Raw genomic sequence first — 17,436 nt, 5'->3', positions numbered from 1 at the left:
AAATTGAATCCCGTCAATAATACCCGGTGCTGTCTCCCTGCACGGCTAAACAGAATGTATATCTCCCACAAGTTTGGAAATACTAGGAAATGTTGTAAATCTACAGAATTTGGAGGTTTTTATGATTCGTATTGCGATTCCAAGGGCTATGTCCTATTATTATCTTTATCCTTTTTTTAAAACACTGCTTTCAGATTTGGGAGCTGAAACGGCCTTATCCTTACCCACCACCAAGTCTACTTTAGAAAATTTGTCCGCCTGTCCCACGGATGAGCCCTGTGTAGCAGTAAAGCTTTATTTCGCCCACGTACAGCAGTTGCTTGAAACAGACTGTGATTATATTCTTTTGCCAAAGCTGATTCGTGTCGATCAAGGAAGCTACTGCTGTCCTAAATTCATCGGCATACCAGATATGGTCAAGACAACCTTTGGCCAAGAAAGCCGGATACTATCCCCCCGTATCGATGTCCAAAATCCTGAAGTGATGGTCCAAGACCTGGTTCAGCTAACGGGATCACTGGGTTTAAATAAAAAAGATGTAGCAAAAGCTATCCAACATGGCTGGGAGGTACAAAAGGAAGTCTCTTCTTTAATGGCCTCCCATGGTCTAACCATAGAGGAAGCTTATAGATGCTTCGATGGCAAAAGGTCTATAAAATCCTCTAATCCGCCAGCCTCCCACTCATCCCACACCATTGGTCTGATTGGCCATCCCTATGTACTGTATGAATGGATCAGTCACAATCTCCCGGACCGCCTCCGACGCTACGGCAAAGTCATTACTCCAGAAATGATATCGGAGACAAAAATCAGAGAGGAAATGCAGCAGATCTTTGAAGGCGAAAAGCTTTGGACCTTTGAAGCTCAATTGCTGGGAGCAGCTTTTTATCTTATGAAGAACCGATTGGTAGACCGTTTGGTTTTAGTAGGTCTTTTTGAGTGTGGCCCTGAATCCATTATAGAGCCTTATATTGAAGCTATGGCTGAAGAAATGAATATTCCACTGCTGAAGCTTTTTATGGATGAGCAAACAGGAGAAGCGGGACTTGTCACAAGAATAGAAGCCTTTATGGATACGGCAGTTGAAAACCGGGAAAATACGGAAGAAGCAGGACTATCCTCTTCCCCTGTAATCCCTGCCGTTGAGCATAAAAAAAACATTATTGGATTTCCCTCTATGGGACGGTTGGATATCGTTATTGATTCTATACTAAAACAATGCGGTGTTGAGACGATCCGTCCGCCAGCCCTATCCCGGCGATCCATCGAATTAGGCAAAGATCTGGTTCCAGAATTTGTTTGCCTGCCTTTGACAGCTACCTTGGGACAGATGATTGAACTGCTGGAGATGGGAGTCAATGGCTTCCTCATGGTAGGAGGAAAAGGCATTTGCCGTTTGGGCTGGTATGCACAAATACAGGATATGCTGTTAAAAAGAAAGGGGTTGAGCTTCGATATGACCATCTTGGACTCACCCTTTCCCTTAAACAAAAACGGTTCCAGCTTTATCAGCTCTGTCAAAAAAATTACCAATAATGCCTCCTGGGGTACCATTGGTAAAAGCATTGGACTGGCCTATTATAAACTAAAGCTTTTAGACCACGGAGATGAATTGCTGCGGAAATTTAGAGCCTATGAGGCAGAACGGGGTCAGGCAGACCGTGTCTATTTAAAATTCCAATCCCAAGTGGATCAATGCTTTTCCTACCGAGAGCTTTTACGGCTTCGTAGGGACTTTATTCAGGAAATGACCTCTATTGCCCTAGAAGAAACAGAACCTCTGAGGATCGCCCTTGTAGGTGAAATCTGGGTACTGCTGGAACCCTTCGTAAACATGGGTATTGAAAGATTTTTAGGCCGCCACCCCGATGTTCGGGTTTTAGTAGAAAGGGAGATTAGTGTAAGTCACTGGCTCCAGAGCAATCTATTCCATACCCCTAAGGCAATGGTCAGAACCAAAGCTGTTCACGCTGCTGCTGCTCCCTATTTGTCAGAACAAGTGGGAGGCCATGGCATGCATAGTGTAGGATTAAGCGTATTGTCTGCTCAAGAAGGCGTTGATGGCATCATCCACCTTATGCCCTTTACCTGCATGCCGGAAATTGTAGCGCAGAGTATTTTAAGTCAGCTTACAGAAAAGCTGGACATCCCTATCCTTTCGCTTATCGTTAGCGATCAGACCGGCGAAGCTGGATTTGAAACCCGTGTGGATGCCTTCTTAGACTTATTATTAGAAAGACGTTATGAAAAAAGAAAGGAGAGTGTTGGCAATGGGATACTATATCGGAATTGATGTGGGCAGTGTAACAACAAAGCTGGCATTGATTGGAAACCATGGAGAAATGCTTTGGAGTACCTATAGACGTACGGAGGGTGGCCCCATCGAAGCCATTCAACAGTCTTTTTTTCAGCTTTCTAAGGAAAAGGGATTGTTGAACCAGGAAATTCTAGGGATCGGTGCAACGGGCAGCGGCCGCCACTTGGCATCGGTTATGGTAGGTGCAGATGTTGTAAAAAATGAAATTACTGCTCATGCAGCAGCTGCAAAGCATGTTGAGCCAAGAGTAAAGACAGTGATTGATATCGGTGGTCAGGACTCAAAAATCATATTCATTAAGAACGGTATTTCAACAGGTTTTAATATGAACAGCATCTGCGCTGCCGGAACAGGTTCTTTTCTGGATCATCAAGCGGGAAGGTTAGGCATCCCCATAGAAGAATTTGGAAGTTACGCTCTAAAATCTTACAGCCCCGTTAAAATTTCCGGCAGGTGTGGTGTATTTGCTGAATCTGATTTGATTCACAAGCAGCAAATGGGCTATAAGAAGGAAGATCTGATCGCTGGCCTTTGCATTGCATTGGTAAGCAATTATCTCTCAAACGTTGCCCGGGGAAAAAAAATCGAACCACCAGTCCTCTTTCAGGGAGGTGTGGCCGCTAATCAAGGTATTAAGGCCGCCTTTGAACAGAGATTAGACATTCCCATCACCGTCCCGGAGCATCATAACGTTATGGGCGCATGGGGTGCTGCCCTGCTGGCTAAACAGTGGCATGAAAGAACCAGACATGAATCGGCTTTTCGCGGTGTAAAAACAATTAGCTCCTTCTCTTGTGTCCCAAAAACCTTTTCCTGTGCTGACTGCTCCAACCATTGCGAAATCAATGAGCTCTACATTGGAGAAAGCTTGGCCAGCCGGTGGGGAAGCCGATGCAGCAAGTGGTCTGACCTGGAGCGGTCCTCGAAAGACTATCGGGAGACCCGCCATTTTCCGCTCCAGGGATTTCAGCAGCAAGTTTCATCCTAATAGCATTTGATCTAAAGTTTTATCTGTATAAACCATATGAACAAGGAGGTTATATTGATGCAAAAAGAAAGTTTAAAAGAAATCAGTTTCCCAAATCCTCCTCAATCCTATTGGATTGCCTCTACACCCAGGACAGATTATTCAGAGCTCCAGGGAGATATTGCGGTAGATGTTGCAATCGTAGGAGGTGGAATGGTAGGCATCACTGCAGGATACCTATTAAAACAAGAAGGTCTGAAGGTTGCAGTCATGGAAGCCGATCGGATTCTTCAGGGAACTACCGGCTATACTACCGCAAAGGTCACCTCCCAGCATACCCTCATCTATAATAAAATTATGCATCAAATGGGAGAGGAAAGGGCCCAACAGTACGCAGCAGCCAATGAATCAGCCATTAAGACAGTTGCCCAACTGATCAAGGAGCAAAGTATAGATTGTGATTTCTCATGGCAGCCTGCCTTTGTTTATACTCAATCGGATCAATATGTTCAAAAAATCGAGGCTGAGGTAAAAACCGCTTCCAAGCTTGGCATTAAAGCCTTTTATCAGAAGGAAATCCCTCTGCCCTTCCCAGTAAAGGCTGCTATGCGCTTTGAGGATCAGGCACAGTTTCATCCAAGAAAATATCTGCTTGCCTTAGCGAAACAGATTCCAGGGGACGGAAGCCATATTTTTGAGCAAACAAGAGCTGTAGATATTGAGGAAGGCGATAGTCCTGCCGTCGTCAGTGCGAGTGGCAGAAAGGTATACGCAAAAAATATCATTATTGCTTCCCATTATCCCTTTTATGACAAGCACGGCTTTTACTTTGCCAAAATCTATCAAGAAAGGTCCTATGTATTGGCTGGCAAGATTCAGGAACGGTTTCCCGGAGGCATGTATATCAATGCGGAGCAGCCTACCCGCTCCCTTAGATCTCTGCCGACAGAAGATGGAGAGCTGGTTATGTTTATCGGAGATCACCATAAGACCGGTCAGGGAGAAAATACGTTTCAGCACTACCTTAACCTGAAACAGTTTGCCCAGGAGATCTATACCCTGGAAGATATTCCTTATCGCTGGTCTGCCCAGGATTGCATCACCATGGATGGACTGCCTTATGTGGGCAGGCTTACTTCAGAGAAGCACAATATATTTATTGCCACGGGATTTCAGAAATGGGGCATGACCAACAGCACTGCTTCGGCAATCATTCTAAGAGATCTAATTGTCAAAGGCGACAATCCCTGGACAGATGCTTATGATCCTGCCCGATTTACTCCTGCTGCTTCCTCTAAGAATTTCATCGTTGAAAATGCCGATGTAGCTGCAGAATTTGTTTCAGGAAAATTAGCACCGGTTCCAAATCACATCGACCTCCAGCCCGGGGAAGGAAAAATTGTAGAGGTGAATGGTCAAAGAGCAGGAGCTTATAAGGATGAGGCCGGAAAGATTCATCTGGTAGATACCACCTGCACCCACCTGGGATGTGAGCTTCAGTGGAATGCTGCGGAGAATTCCTGGGATTGTCCTTGCCATGGCTCCAGATACACCTATGATGGCCAGATTATCGAGGGGCCTACTGTGATGCCTTTGAAAAAAATAGAGGAAAAATAATCATAGGGTTGCACAATGTGCAACCCTGCTGACTGATGAGAACCCTATATAGTAGAGTTTCTTTTCGGAGTCAGTCCCCTCCTTAAAACTATCGGCAGGGAACCTTATATTTATTTTTAGTTAGGAATAGATTTGAAGGCTTTATATAAGATGCTCACCAGAATGAAAGAGATCAACAACTCCGGTAACAGATACGCCCCATTATATACAATCGAATAAACCCAGGGATTCGTTCCTTCCGGTGCATAGGAAGCCCAGATAATGACCCCTGAAAGCACCGAAGAGATGAACCTGCCCAATATACCCAAAAAGGTTCCCGCGTAGACACCCTTTAGATTCCTGCGGAACAATCCTGCAAATCCCAGCAGACCAAAGGCAGCCAGGTAATCTAATACAATAGACAGGATGTGAAAAGAGTATTTCGGCCCAAGTATAAACTGTAATGCCCCATAAACCGTACCGGCTAAAATTCCTGGTCCTACGCCCCAGCGAATAGCAAAGAGCAAAATAGGCACCATGCTTCCTGCTGTAACCGATCCTCCGTAGGGTGCTTCAAAGATTTTAACGTAGCTTAATATCTGTGCCAGTGCAATCATAATGCCTGCTTCTACCAGCATTTTTGTTGATATTTGTTTCATGCTTTCTCCTCCTTTTTTGCAATAAAAAAACTGCATCGGTTTAATGCAGCATGATAGGCGAAACTTGTTATACTTCCTACGCTGGCATTACCCAGATCAGGTATGCGGGTCGAAGGATCAATGGACCTTCCTCTCAGCCGGATTCTTCCAGCTCCCCGATAAACGGTTCAGTTTTTTTCAGTTTATCACAAATGTATCTGTTTTGCAATATTGCATAGTATCGAAAAAGGCCAAAGAGTATCCAAAACTCCTTGGCCCTGCTGCTTACAGCTTAAATGTTTTTATGCTCTCTCCAAGCTGATTGATCATTTGATTTAACTTCTGTACAGATGAGGTGATCTCTTCCATGGATGCGGTTTGCTCCTCTGCCGATGCACTGATTTGCTGGGTAGCCGCCGCAGTCTGCTGAGACACCGAAGAAATATTTTCTATAGCTTTTAATACGCCATCCTGGGCATCATAAATATCCTTCAAATCCCTGCTCAAAGCGAATATCTGCCCCGAAACATCCTCTACAGAAGCTCTGATCTGCCGGAAGGCTTCCTTTGTCTGCAGAAGAGAGTTATTTGCATTGATAACAATTTCCTTAGCCCCATCCATCGTCGCATCTGTAGTCTGGATAACTGCAACAATCTCACCAATAATACTTTGAATTTTATCTGTGGACTGGGAGGATTGTTCAGCCAGCTTTCTGATTTCATCGGCCACAACGGCAAAGCCTCTTCCCTGTTCCCCTGCTCTGGCTGCTTCAATGGCTGCATTGAGTGCCAATAGATTGGTCTGTTCTGCAATAGATTGGATAGTTTCAACAATCGTTCCAATAGATTTGGATTTTTCAGCAAGTGCCCCGATATTTCCGCCAATAGTCTCAGCTGCCTTCGTGTTTTCTTTCAAGCGAAGCTCCAAATCATCCATCAGCTGCATCCCCAGTTTATTTTTCTGCTCCATGATCTCCGTACTGAATCGGGTTTTTTCTACTTTTCCATTGGCGTCTACAATCTTTTCTGACAGCAGGCTCGTTATATCCAAACCCTTTGAAGCCTCCACTGCTTGATTCGTAGCGCCTGCAGCGATTTCCTGAATACTTTTGGACACTTCTACGGTAGAAGCCCCCACCTCTTCTGATGAAGCCGCAATCATTTCAGACGCCTGTTCCAGCTTTGTGGCTATTTCCTTCACGCTGCCCACCAAAAGCCTAATATTTTTCAACATCTGATTAAAGCTGCTTCCCAACGCTCCGATTTCATCCTTGCTTTTAATATCTGCCTCTGCATTTAGATATCCACTGCCTGCCTTGCCCATGACATCCACTAGCTGTGCCAATGGTTTTGTGGCCGTTCTTTGAATTAATACTGTAATGATCAGTGCAGCAATCAAAACAGCTCCCAGCAGAATAATTCCTACCTGTATACGGAGGGTATTGAGGGGGCCTACGAACTCTTTTGTTGGTACAGCAATGACAATAATGCTGCCCCCCACCTGCTTAAACACTGCATATTGCTCAAGGCCGCCATAACTATATGTAAGATTGCCATTTCTTTTTTCTAGTATTGCTTTGCCCCAGTCATAATCATTTAAATTTATGCCCACCGTATCTTTCATTGGATGAGCAACCACAATCCCTCTGTCATCTACCACATAGCCATAACCTTCTTCCCCAATGCGCAAGGTATCAATTAAGTTATTCAAGCTCGAATTGTACATCTGCATAGTACTGGTGATCGTTCTTAACTCATTGTCCGCCTGCAAATAGAGCTGATGAAGTATAATTTTCTTTGAAGAATAATAACTGCCAACACCTAAAGTACTAATGGCAACAACCATAACCAGTAAAACAGGAATCAGAACCTTACTTCTTAGCTTCATAGGATAAATCCCCCTCTGCAGTTATGAATATCTTTTGGTATTTTGACTATGCAACATTTCGACGATTATATGCAAAAACCCTTCCTTTTGGGAAATCCTTTTCCAAAAAAACTACCTCTTTACACCGGATCATTATCTCGGGTAAAAAGGTAGTTTGTTAATACATAAGAACCTTTGATGGATTACTTTACCTTGCTGGCAGTACCGGCTTTCCAGTACTCTGTCTCAATTCCGATCTCCTGAGAGACAAATCTGGCCCCATTGGTTCTATTATAGTGATCCAGGGTTTTCATAATAATTCCAGAGCCTAAAATAAGGATCGGCACGTTGGCATACACTACCATGATGTTAACGAAATCTGAAATATACCAGAGATTTCCCAGTTCAAGTCCTGCAAGAACAGTTAATGCGCCAAAAGGAACGAAAAACAAAGCTCCAGCTGCACGAATCCCTGTAATAAAGCTCTTGCCTCTTGAAATAAAGTTGCCTGAAATCTCTGCGAAGAGAATGAGTCCGATCAAGGTAGTAAAGGCAAACAATGCATAGCATAAAGAAACAATCATTTTCACTGCAGCATCCATAGAAGTCCCAGGCACAAGATGCTGAATGGAAGTCAAATAAACTGTCAGCTTCGCAGAACGGATAGTCTCCCAGGCAACTCCTGCTTCTCCCGTCCATACGTGGGCCATAACCACCATAAAGGCCGTCATGGTACAGATCACAATTGTATCTAAGAAAACCCCAAGGGATTGAACAAACCCTTGCTCGCATGGGTGATCGTTGTCGGCTACTGCTGCAGCCATAGTAATGGTACCCTGGCCAGCTTCATTTGACATCAATCCCCGCTTAATTCCCTGTGATAAGGCTACGCCGAAAGCTCCTCCAAAGATGGCCTCAGGGGTAAATGCTCCTGCAAACACGGCCTTGAAGAAATAAGGTATAAGAGGAAAGTTAATAATAATCAATATAAGTATAATTCCGGTATAGATTACTGCCATGAGAGGAACCAATAAATCAGTTACTGCAGTTACCCTTCTAAGTCCCCCGAAAACCGTCACAGCTACGGAAATAATTAAGAAAATTGCAATGGCATAATAAACGACAGATTGACGGTCAAAGGTGGTCCCTGCCATCGTATCTGCCACAGAGCCCAAAGCAGTAAACATATGGAAGGTTTGCCCCGGAATACTGAATAAAGCGTAAATGATGAAAATCCAGGATAATAAAACTCCCACCCATCTTTTGTCTCCGTAGATCTTTTTACCATAGAAAGGAAGTCCTCCTACAAATTCATCCTCTTCCTTTTCTTTAAAAATCTGGGCTAAAACAGCTTCTGCAAAGGCCGTTGCCATTCCGAAAAAGGCAGACACCCACATCCAGAATACTGCTCCTGGTCCCCCTACAGAAATAGCTCCTGTAACCCCCATGATATTACCGGGACCAACCCGCATAGCAGAGCTCAGCAGGAAGGCAGCCAATGGACTTACTCCTGTATCAGAAGCCTTTTTTTCCATCAGGATACGTACCCCTTTAGAGAATCTGGTACACTGTACAAATCCCGTTTTAAAAGTCAAATAAATACCGCTGCCCACAAGAAGAAGAATTGCAAATGTAAATTTTCCTAGTATGGGAATATTGGCATACCATGCATAATTGGTGGGAAAATCCCATAAAAAATCAGCGATCGGAACGATAAACTCAAAAAACTTATTAATGGATCCGAATAATTCGTTCATTCACTTTGCCTCCTTATTTAATTTTTGCTCTACAGATTCTTTCCTTTCTTTTTCATCTTCCCTCCTTTATGCTGTTGGTAGTTGATTTTATTCTTTAGAGTTTCTTATTTTTAATAATTAAATGAATATATATAATATTCTAATTATAATATTGCATGGACTTCCATTACAATAAAAACTTTCAAATTATGTGTCTTACTGAATTTCATTCTTTTTCAAGCTCTTTTGACAAATTGAGCAATTTACATAGTTATTGGCTTCAACATCAAATTTTACTTACGGCTTTTTTTATCCTGCTTAAGCCTTCCTCTAACAGCCTCCTCGAACAAGCCACATTCATCCGCATATAGCCGCTGCCTTCCGGGCCAAATCCGGTTCCGCCATTGAGGGCTACCTTGGCTTCGTTCACCATAAGATTATGAAGGTCTTCATCCTTTAAACCCAACTCCTTGCAATTTAACCACAGCAAATAAGTTCCTTCCGGTTTATTGGGCTTAATTTGAGGAATATGGTCTTCGCAATAATCGGTAACAAAGCGGATGTTTTCTCCAACATACTCCATCAATTGCTTTAGCCATTCTTCTCCCTCTTGGTAAGCAGCTTGCATTGCCACCAAACTAAAGCAGTTATTTCTTTTTATATCTAATATATTTAATATTTTCTCAAACTTGTCATGATCTTTTGTATCTGGAAAAATTACTGTTGAAGCCTGAAGGCCTGCAAGATTAAAGGTCTTGGTTGCAGAGATGCAGGTAATGGAATACTTGGCAAATTCCTCAGAAATAGAAGCAAAGGGGGTATATTTTTTTCCATATAACACTAAATCTCCATGGATTTCATCGGCTATCACCTTGATGTTATTTTTCATGCAAATATTCCCCAGTTTCGTCAATTCTTCTTTTGTCCATACTCTTCCCACTGGATTATGTGGATTACATAGAATAAGATATTTCACTTGATCATCGATCTTGCACTCCAGATCCTCATAATCCATTACATAATCTTCTCCAACAAGCTTTAGAGGGTTGCATACAAGTTCCCGACCGTTGTCCTGTACTACACTGAAAAAAGGATAGTATACCGGTGTCTGAATAATAATTTTGTCTCCCGGTTTTGTAAACTCCCGCATGATAATGCTCATAGCAGTAACAACGGTAGGACTGTAGCTCATCCATTCCCGCTGGATCTCCCAATCATACCTTCTTTTATACCAGCTCACGACGGCTTCAAAATAGGTATCCGGCCTCGCTGTATAGCCGTAAATCTCCTGAGCAGCCCGAGCTCGAATCGCATCCACAATCGGCTGGGCAGCCTTAAAATCCATATCCGCAACCCAAAGGGGCAGCAGGTCACCCCTTCCAAATCTTAGTTCCAGCTCATCGTATTTTGCTGCAAAATTGTTGCTTCTGTCTATAATCCTGTCAAAATCATATCTCATCCCTGTTCCTCCTTCGACTTTATGCTTTATTAATGGTCATTGAATAAGATTAAGCTTATGTAAGATACCGTATTTTTTCCATTATTATAGGGGATGCCGCAGCTGCGGGTCAATGCCATGACATCAATTCCGTAAGCCTCTACCGAGGCAGTAGCATGCTCAGGAAAATAGCATTCTTTCCCTTCCTTGTAAGCACATTGTTCACAGTATCCACAGGGTCCCACATTCAAAGAAAGCGTCTCTTCCATCTGATATTTAGCTGCAAGCATGGTTCTAATTTCCCAGAAAACTTCATCGTGTACTTTTTTCCCATCCATCATCCCCTTCATATCAAAGGAGTTTTTCAGCTGGTGGACTGTCTGAAACAGGAGCCCCTGCCCGAACTGCATCGCTTTTGCCTTTAAATCCTCTACCGCACCTACTCCAGGAGGGCACATCCAATTACTGTCGTACATACCGCATTTATTCTGTTCGCACATTTTCCGCAACTCATCAGAAAACTTCACTTGCCCCATGTTCACGATTGCAGCATGAGCAGCATTCAATGCCAATACATCCTGGACTAGGGCTTGTTGCCAGTCTGCCATATCCTCACCCCTATTTCTCTCATTATGCTGGTAATTATATCATATATTGTTTAAAGATTTTGTCAATTCTCCCTTTTTTTCAAATAAAAAGAGAGCGGTTTTTCGCCCTCTCATTTATTTTATTAGGTTTATGCAATCAGCTTAAAGGTCCAATCTACCAGCTCTATTGCCACTTCTGCAGTAACGTCATTTTTATCTAAGTACGTATTTAACTCTACTAAATCCATAGATTTTACCAGCTTCGTATCCATCAGATGCTTGAATACATACTTCACCTCATCAACGGTCATTCCATCGGTTACAGGTGTTCCTGTTCCCGGAACAATATCAGAATCCAACGCATCCATGTCAAAGCTTAAATGCACAGCCTCCACATTATTTGCCTTCAGCTTTTTAACAATGTCTTGAAGCATCCCTTCAATTCCCATATGCCTTACTTCTTCCATCGTATACAGATTCAGCTTCTTATCCTTGGCCAGCTTGATCTCTCCCTCATCTAAGTCCCTTGCTCCGATGATAAATACGTTTTCCGGCCTTACCTTAACACCCTTGTAATAAACATCTGTCAGAGAAGTACAACCTACTCCCATGGCAGCTGCCAACGGCATACCATGTACATTGCCCGATGGGGATGTCTCAGGGGTATTGATATCTCCATGGGCATCAATCCACACAACAGCCAAGTTTTCATAATACTTACTGGCACCTGCAATGCTTCCTAGGCCCAGTGAATGGTCTCCGCCAATCACAAAGGGAAAGTTGCCCGAAGCCAGTGAACTGTAAACCTGATGGGCCAGGTTAGTATTTACCTCAACGATCGGCTTAAGATACTTCATTTTATCGTGAAAGGCATATTTTTCTGTATCACATACCTTTGGGACATATATATTTCCAAAGTCATAAATACTATGGTTATATTTCTTAATCACCTCTACGATTTTTTTCTCTCGCAATTTTTCAGGCCCGTACTGAGCACCCTCTCTGTCACAGCCATAATTGATTGGCACACCGATTAAGCTAATATTCATCTTCTGCTACCTCCTATTTTGCGATTGTATGATTGAGATTTTTATGCAGCAGCTATTGCATAAAAGAAGCTTTTTTAATTTTAATAGCAATTGTCTGAAAGTATAGTTTATTAATAGCCTAGTACTACAGTACAATAGTGATTATAGCATCCCCAAAATTGCAGGTAAATCAAAATATTTATTAATTTTTCAGAATAATTATTAATTTTGAATGTTTATACTTAAGTCTGCTTTTATTTTTTTCTTCTTTAATCCTATACCTTCTTTTCTGTTACAGAGAAACCCTATAGCCAGTATATTTTCCTTAAAAGTCTGATATTTATAAAAAAACAACCCTTTGAATAAAAAAAGTTTCAATTGGAAGATATTAACGGCATATTTTTCAATATCCCAATCCTAAAGGCCATCTCCTACTGCAGATAAAACAAATCTAAGACCCTCTTCATCAGTCTTCATATCTTTGCTCCCTTTCATTTAACCCTTTATGATAAGGCAATATACTCCTACATCCTTTCCTCTGTCTTATGCCCTATCAATACCCCAAAGGTTTTTTCCCCTTGTAACAATGCTTCCAATTCATCCTCCGGAATAGGCCTGCTAAATAGGTATCCTTGTCCAAAATCACAGTCAAAATCTTTTAAAATTCTATACTGCTCTTCCGTTTCAATTCCTTCTGCCGTAACCAGATAATTCATATTGTGAGCAAGGTCTATAATGGTTTTGGCAATAGCTTGTTCGTGAAAATGCTTTGTGATATCACCTATAAAGCTTTTATCTATTTTTATCATATCAATTGGCAGCCTTTTGATATAATTTAAGGAGGAATATCCGGTACCAAAGTCATCCAGGGCAATACGGATATTCATGGTTCTTAAGGTATTCAATATATTCATGGATTGCTTTAAATCATACAGTGCCATGTTTTCTGTTATCTCAAAAACTAAGTCTCTACCATATACACCGACTTCTTCTATTATACCCTGAATCTTATCTCCCAGATCATATTGGCTCAGCTGTCTAGCAGATAGATTGACTGACATGTTTATCTGGGGCAACCCCATATCACGCCACTTCTTCAGGCAGCGGCATGCCTCTGCAATGACTCTCTCTCCAATTTCCACGATCAACCCTGTTTCTTCAGCAAAAGGAATAAATTCTGCCGGAGAAATCATCCCCTTTACAGGATGCACCCATCGGATTAACGCTTCTACCCCTTTTATTTTACCTGTTCTCAGATTTACAATAGGTTGATAGTAGAGTCTAAATTCTTTTCTTTGCAGTGCGTTCCTTAGATCCTTTTCCATCTCCAGATATTTAATCGCTTTTTCATTCATATCGGATGTATAAAATGTGTAGCAGTTTTTGGAGCGATCTTTAGAGACATACATGGCTGTATCTGCATTTTTCAGTAAAGTCTGCGCATCCTGACCGTCCTCGGGAAAAACTGCAATCCCCATGCTGGCAGTAATAAAAAGCTCCTGCCCTTCTATCACCCATACTCTGCTGATGATCTCCATAATGGCAATAATCTGTTTATGGAATTCTATGGCATTCATCATGTTAGGGATAACAATACCAAACTCGTCTCCCCCTAAACGATATACCCGCTCTTCCCCTTGTGCAGTCTGTCCTAAGGCAGATGCTATTTTTTTTAATAATCTATCACCATAGGCGTGGCCCAAGGTATCATTTATTTTTTTGAAATTATCCAAATCCAGATATAAAAGCGCAAATCTCTGCTGTTTGTTTTGTGCTTGACCTATGATTTCTTCTAAATGATTCTTGAATATTTTCCGGTTGGGTAGCCCTGTTAATTCGTCATAATATGCCAGGGAGAATAATTCCTTTTCCATGAGCTTTCGCTGGGTAATGTCGGTTCCCATAGCAATGATCCCCAATACATTTCCCTGATTATCATAGATGGCATTATTGTTCCAAAGCACATCTAGCCGTCGTCCATCCTTGGTTATTACTTCATTTTCCTGATTCCTTACAATTTCTCCTTTGAGGATTTTTTGCACAATCTCATCGGTATGGGTTCTTTTTTCTGAAGGTATGAATAAGTCAAACCATCTCAATCCTAAAACTTCATCCTTTCGGTATCCTGTTATTTCCTCTGCATAGGGATTAAATTCTATGATTTTGGCATCGGTACTCAATCCTAATATAAACACAGCAGCCCCATTAATGATGCTTCGATAAAGCTCCTTTTCCTTATGCAGCAAGGCCTGCAGTTCCATATAGCTGGTAATGTCCGTATGGGAGCCTGCTGCCCGGATAGCCTGTCCCTCTTCATGCCAGATGGCCTTCCCCCGGCTCAAAATCCATCTATAATTTCCGTTCCTGCACCGTATACGGTAGGTGTCTTCATAACTCCCTGTTCTAGATTCCAGATAATCCCTTATTTTATACAGTACAGCTCTCTGATCCTCCGGATGGATCAGCTCCTTCCAGCTGTCATACTGATTGGGCAATTCTCCCTCAGTGTATCCAAGGGCTTTCTTCCATCGTGCAGAAACAAAATATACATCGTTTTTCAAATCCCAATCCCAGATACCGTCATTAGCTCCCTCTACAGCCAGTTCATAACGCTGGTTGCTGACCATAAGCGCATCCCGGTGCTTCTCCAGTTCGTCAAACTGCTGGTTCAGCTCTTCATCCATAGCCAGCAGCTCCTCGTGAGCAGAGCTTAGATCCTCATATCCTTGAAATACTTTATCTATAGCTTTCTTGAATAATTTCATGGTTTTATGAATAATTCCATAAAAAATTAATCCTGTGGCAATAATGTAAAACCAGCCTTTATATAGCTGTAATTGCACATACATCCCTTCATCACTCACCAGTACTCCCAATGTGTAATCAGAAAGCAGTATCCATAGGCCTCCCATAATGACATAGATCACTATAATTTTTTGGGTCTCTTTATGTGGCTTGAGTTCTCTGTTAAACTCTAAAAAATCTACATACTCTTTTTGCAGCTCTTCAATTTTTTCATCAAACCACGTTAGATCTTTTTCTGTCTTCATCATCATCCCTCCCCGTGACCATTGTCTGGCCACATAGCAGCAAAGTGAAATTATAGGGTTTTTTATCGAAATATTGTTTTTTATAAAGTAATATTCTGAAAAATATTACAATAATCCTCTTTTATTTCCATTTTTAACTATAATATTTAAGCAAAATCCCTGTCTAAATATCTATAGACAGGGATGAACTGTTGTTAATTATTTTCTTGGAATGTAATCATACGCTTCATTATTTCATTGCTGCGCCCGATGAAGCTGGTCATAGCCTCCGGCGACAGAGGCTTATGGCTCAGCATTGCCAAATCATACACCTGCTGGGCAACTAATTTGACCTCTTCTGAATCTACTTTAGCATGGCGTAGACAGAATTGAATTAAAGGATGCTTTTTATTCAATACCAGGATCTCCTCGCTGGGCATCATACTCGGATTAAAGCCTCCCAGGCTGTAACGCTGCATCATCTCCTGCATTCTTCGGTTATCCTCAGAAAGTATGATCATGGCAGCGATGTCCTCAGATTTTAAATTTTCAAGCTGAAGCTTGGTGTTTTCTTTATTAAGGGCCTTATTAAATACAGCTGTTAAAGCTTCGACTTCTTTGTTTTTAATCTCTTCATCCACCCCTTGGTCGGAATCCTTCATGAGCTCTGAAATATCTGAGTCTACCCGCTTGAAGTGGATATCATTCTTTTTCATTTCCATATGGGATATAAAGGCTGAATCTATACTATGCTCCAGAATCACTGCCTCTACCTCATGCTCTTTCAACAGCTTCACATACTGGGCCTGCTGGATGGGATCAGACACATAGTAAATCTGTTTTTCCAGCTTTCCGGTATGCTTTTCCAGGTATTCCTGAGCAGTAACGTACTGCTCGCTGGTTGTCTTATAAAGGACAATGCCCTCAATTTTTTCATAGAATTTGTGATCCTTAATTAATCCGTATTTTACGAAAGGACTGATATCTTCCCAGAACTTTTCAAACTCTGCTCGGTTGTCTTTAAATAAGCTGTTGAGTTTATCTGCCACCTTTTTTGTAATATAATCAGAAATTTTTCGTACAAAACCGTCATTTTGCAAAAAGCTTCGGGATACATTCAATGGCAAATCCGGGCAATCAATCACGCCCTTTAACAGCAGCAGGAACTCCGGAATAACCTCTTTGATGTTGTCCGCGACGAAAACCTGACTGTTATAGAGCTTAATGCGCCCTTCAATCGTATCAAACTCGGTGTTCAGTTTAGGGAAATAGAGAATACCTTTTAGATTAAAGGGATAATCCATGTTAAGATGTATCCAGAATAAAGGCTCCCTAAAATCTTTAAAGGTCTTTCTGTAAAAGATTTTATAATCCTCATCGTTGCATGCATTCGGCTGCTTTAAATAAAGCGGTGCAGTATCATTTAATGCTTCCGGCTCAGAGACAATGATATTTCCATCCTTATCCTTTTCCGGTTCTTTGTCTGCCACCTCAAAGTAAATGGGATAGGGCATAAAAGAACAATACTTTTCGATAGTTTCTCTCACAGTAAATTCATTTAAGAAGCTTTCCCCATCTTGTCCCAGATGCAAGGTAATCTCCGTACCTCTTTCGGTTCTGTCGCCTGCCTCCATCTCAAACTCCGTACCGCCGTCGCAGCGCCATTTCACTGCTTCTGTGCCGGGGCGGTAGGATAGGGTATGGATTTCCACCACATCGGCTACCATAAAGGAGGAATAAAAGCCCAATCCAAAATGTCCAATGATCTGATCCCGGTCCCCTTTATCCTTATAATTCTTTAGAAAATCCTCTGCCCCGGAAAAAGCGATTTGGTTAATATATTTCTTTACTTCTTCGTCGGTCATGCCGATTCCATTATCGATGAACTTTAGGGTTCTTGCTGTTTTATCCAATACTACCTTCACATAAAAATCCCGCTCGCCCTTTATGTCTGCTTCCCCTAAGCTATGTAGCCGTTTTACCTTTGTGATGGCATCACATCCGTTGGAAATTAGCTCCCGAATAAAAATATCATGGTCTGAATACAGCCACTTCTTAATGATAGGAAAAATATTCTCGCTGTGGATAGACAAATTTCCTTTTTGCTTACTCATAAATACCCTCCTGATCATTTGATCGTATTTTGTTGTTGTCCCTGGTAAATTCCTAAGGAACTGTAGTTTTTTACAAATTTATATTACACCTAGATAAATTCTTCGTCAATATAAAAATTA

Annotated in this window: 11 protein-coding genes and 1 riboswitch; of the genes, 3 read left to right on the top strand and 8 right to left on the bottom strand. The window is 41.8% G+C overall.

The window, feature by feature from the left end; genetic code table 11:
* Window positions 1-121: 121 nt before the first annotated feature.
* Genes BUB56_RS11975 through BUB56_RS11965 form a run of 3 tightly spaced genes read left to right on the top strand, consistent with a single transcriptional unit; the run spans window position 122 to window position 4,901 of the window.
* Window positions 122-2,293 carry an acyl-CoA dehydratase activase-related protein gene (locus BUB56_RS11975; protein WP_110941554.1) on the top strand — a complete coding sequence of 724 codons (2,172 nt, stop codon included), beginning with the start codon at window positions 122-124 and terminating at the stop codon, window positions 2,291-2,293.
* The gene (locus BUB56_RS11970) at window positions 2,271-3,305 is read left to right on the top strand and encodes an acyl-CoA dehydratase activase (protein ID WP_110941553.1); all 1,035 of its coding nucleotides are present in this window, start codon (window positions 2,271-2,273) and stop codon (window positions 3,303-3,305) included. The genes BUB56_RS11975 and BUB56_RS11970 overlap by 23 nt, the downstream gene beginning before the upstream one ends.
* Window positions 3,306-3,362: 57 nt before the next feature.
* Window positions 3,363-4,901, top strand: a complete 1,539-nt coding sequence (locus tag BUB56_RS11965; RefSeq protein WP_110941552.1) for an FAD-dependent oxidoreductase — start codon at window positions 3,363-3,365, stop codon at window positions 4,899-4,901.
* A gap of 116 nt (window positions 4,902-5,017) precedes the next feature.
* On the opposite strand, the gene thiT is transcribed toward BUB56_RS11965, so the two are convergent.
* From thiT to htpG, 8 genes are all read right to left on the bottom strand, one after another.
* Window positions 5,018-5,539 (bottom strand): energy-coupled thiamine transporter ThiT, encoded by a 522-nt coding sequence (gene thiT / locus BUB56_RS11960; RefSeq protein WP_110941551.1) that lies wholly within the window; start codon window positions 5,537-5,539, stop codon window positions 5,018-5,020.
* A 56-nt stretch (window positions 5,540-5,595) separates the two neighbouring features.
* A riboswitch (TPP riboswitch) is annotated at window positions 5,596-5,707 on the bottom strand.
* 96 nt (window positions 5,708-5,803) lie between these two features.
* Window positions 5,804-7,405 (bottom strand): methyl-accepting chemotaxis protein, encoded by a 1,602-nt coding sequence (locus tag BUB56_RS11955; RefSeq protein WP_110941550.1) that lies wholly within the window; start codon window positions 7,403-7,405, stop codon window positions 5,804-5,806.
* Window positions 7,406-7,587: 182 nt separating this feature from the next.
* Window positions 7,588-9,141 carry an alanine/glycine:cation symporter family protein gene (locus tag BUB56_RS11950; protein ID WP_110941549.1) on the bottom strand — a complete coding sequence of 518 codons (1,554 nt, stop codon included), beginning with the start codon at window positions 9,139-9,141 and terminating at the stop codon, window positions 7,588-7,590.
* A 265-nt stretch (window positions 9,142-9,406) separates the two neighbouring features.
* Window positions 9,407-10,579, bottom strand: coding sequence for a MalY/PatB family protein (locus BUB56_RS11945; protein ID WP_110941548.1), 1,173 nt, complete (start codon window positions 10,577-10,579; stop codon window positions 9,407-9,409).
* Between the two features lie 29 nt (window positions 10,580-10,608).
* A complete protein-coding gene (locus tag BUB56_RS11940) occupies window positions 10,609-11,166 on the bottom strand; it encodes a DUF2284 domain-containing protein (protein ID WP_110941547.1) in 558 nt (185 codons plus the stop codon).
* A gap of 128 nt (window positions 11,167-11,294) precedes the next feature.
* A complete protein-coding gene (rocF, locus tag BUB56_RS11935; protein ID WP_110941546.1) occupies window positions 11,295-12,194 on the bottom strand; it encodes an arginase in 900 nt (299 codons plus the stop codon).
* Between the two features lie 503 nt (window positions 12,195-12,697).
* Window positions 12,698-15,223, bottom strand: a complete 2,526-nt coding sequence (locus BUB56_RS11930) for a sensor domain-containing protein (protein ID WP_190014459.1) — start codon at window positions 15,221-15,223, stop codon at window positions 12,698-12,700.
* A 194-nt stretch (window positions 15,224-15,417) separates the two neighbouring features.
* Window positions 15,418-17,316: a molecular chaperone HtpG gene (gene htpG / locus BUB56_RS11925; RefSeq protein ID WP_110941544.1), complete on the bottom strand. Its 1,899-nt coding sequence runs from the start codon at window positions 17,314-17,316 to the stop codon at window positions 15,418-15,420.
* Window positions 17,317-17,436 lie beyond the last annotated feature (120 nt).

The sequence above is a fragment of the Geosporobacter subterraneus DSM 17957 genome (assembly GCF_900142145.1).
Taxonomy (GTDB): domain Bacteria; phylum Bacillota; class Clostridia; order Peptostreptococcales; family Thermotaleaceae; genus Geosporobacter; species Geosporobacter subterraneus.
This window is presented reverse-complemented; position numbering and strand designations above follow the sequence as displayed.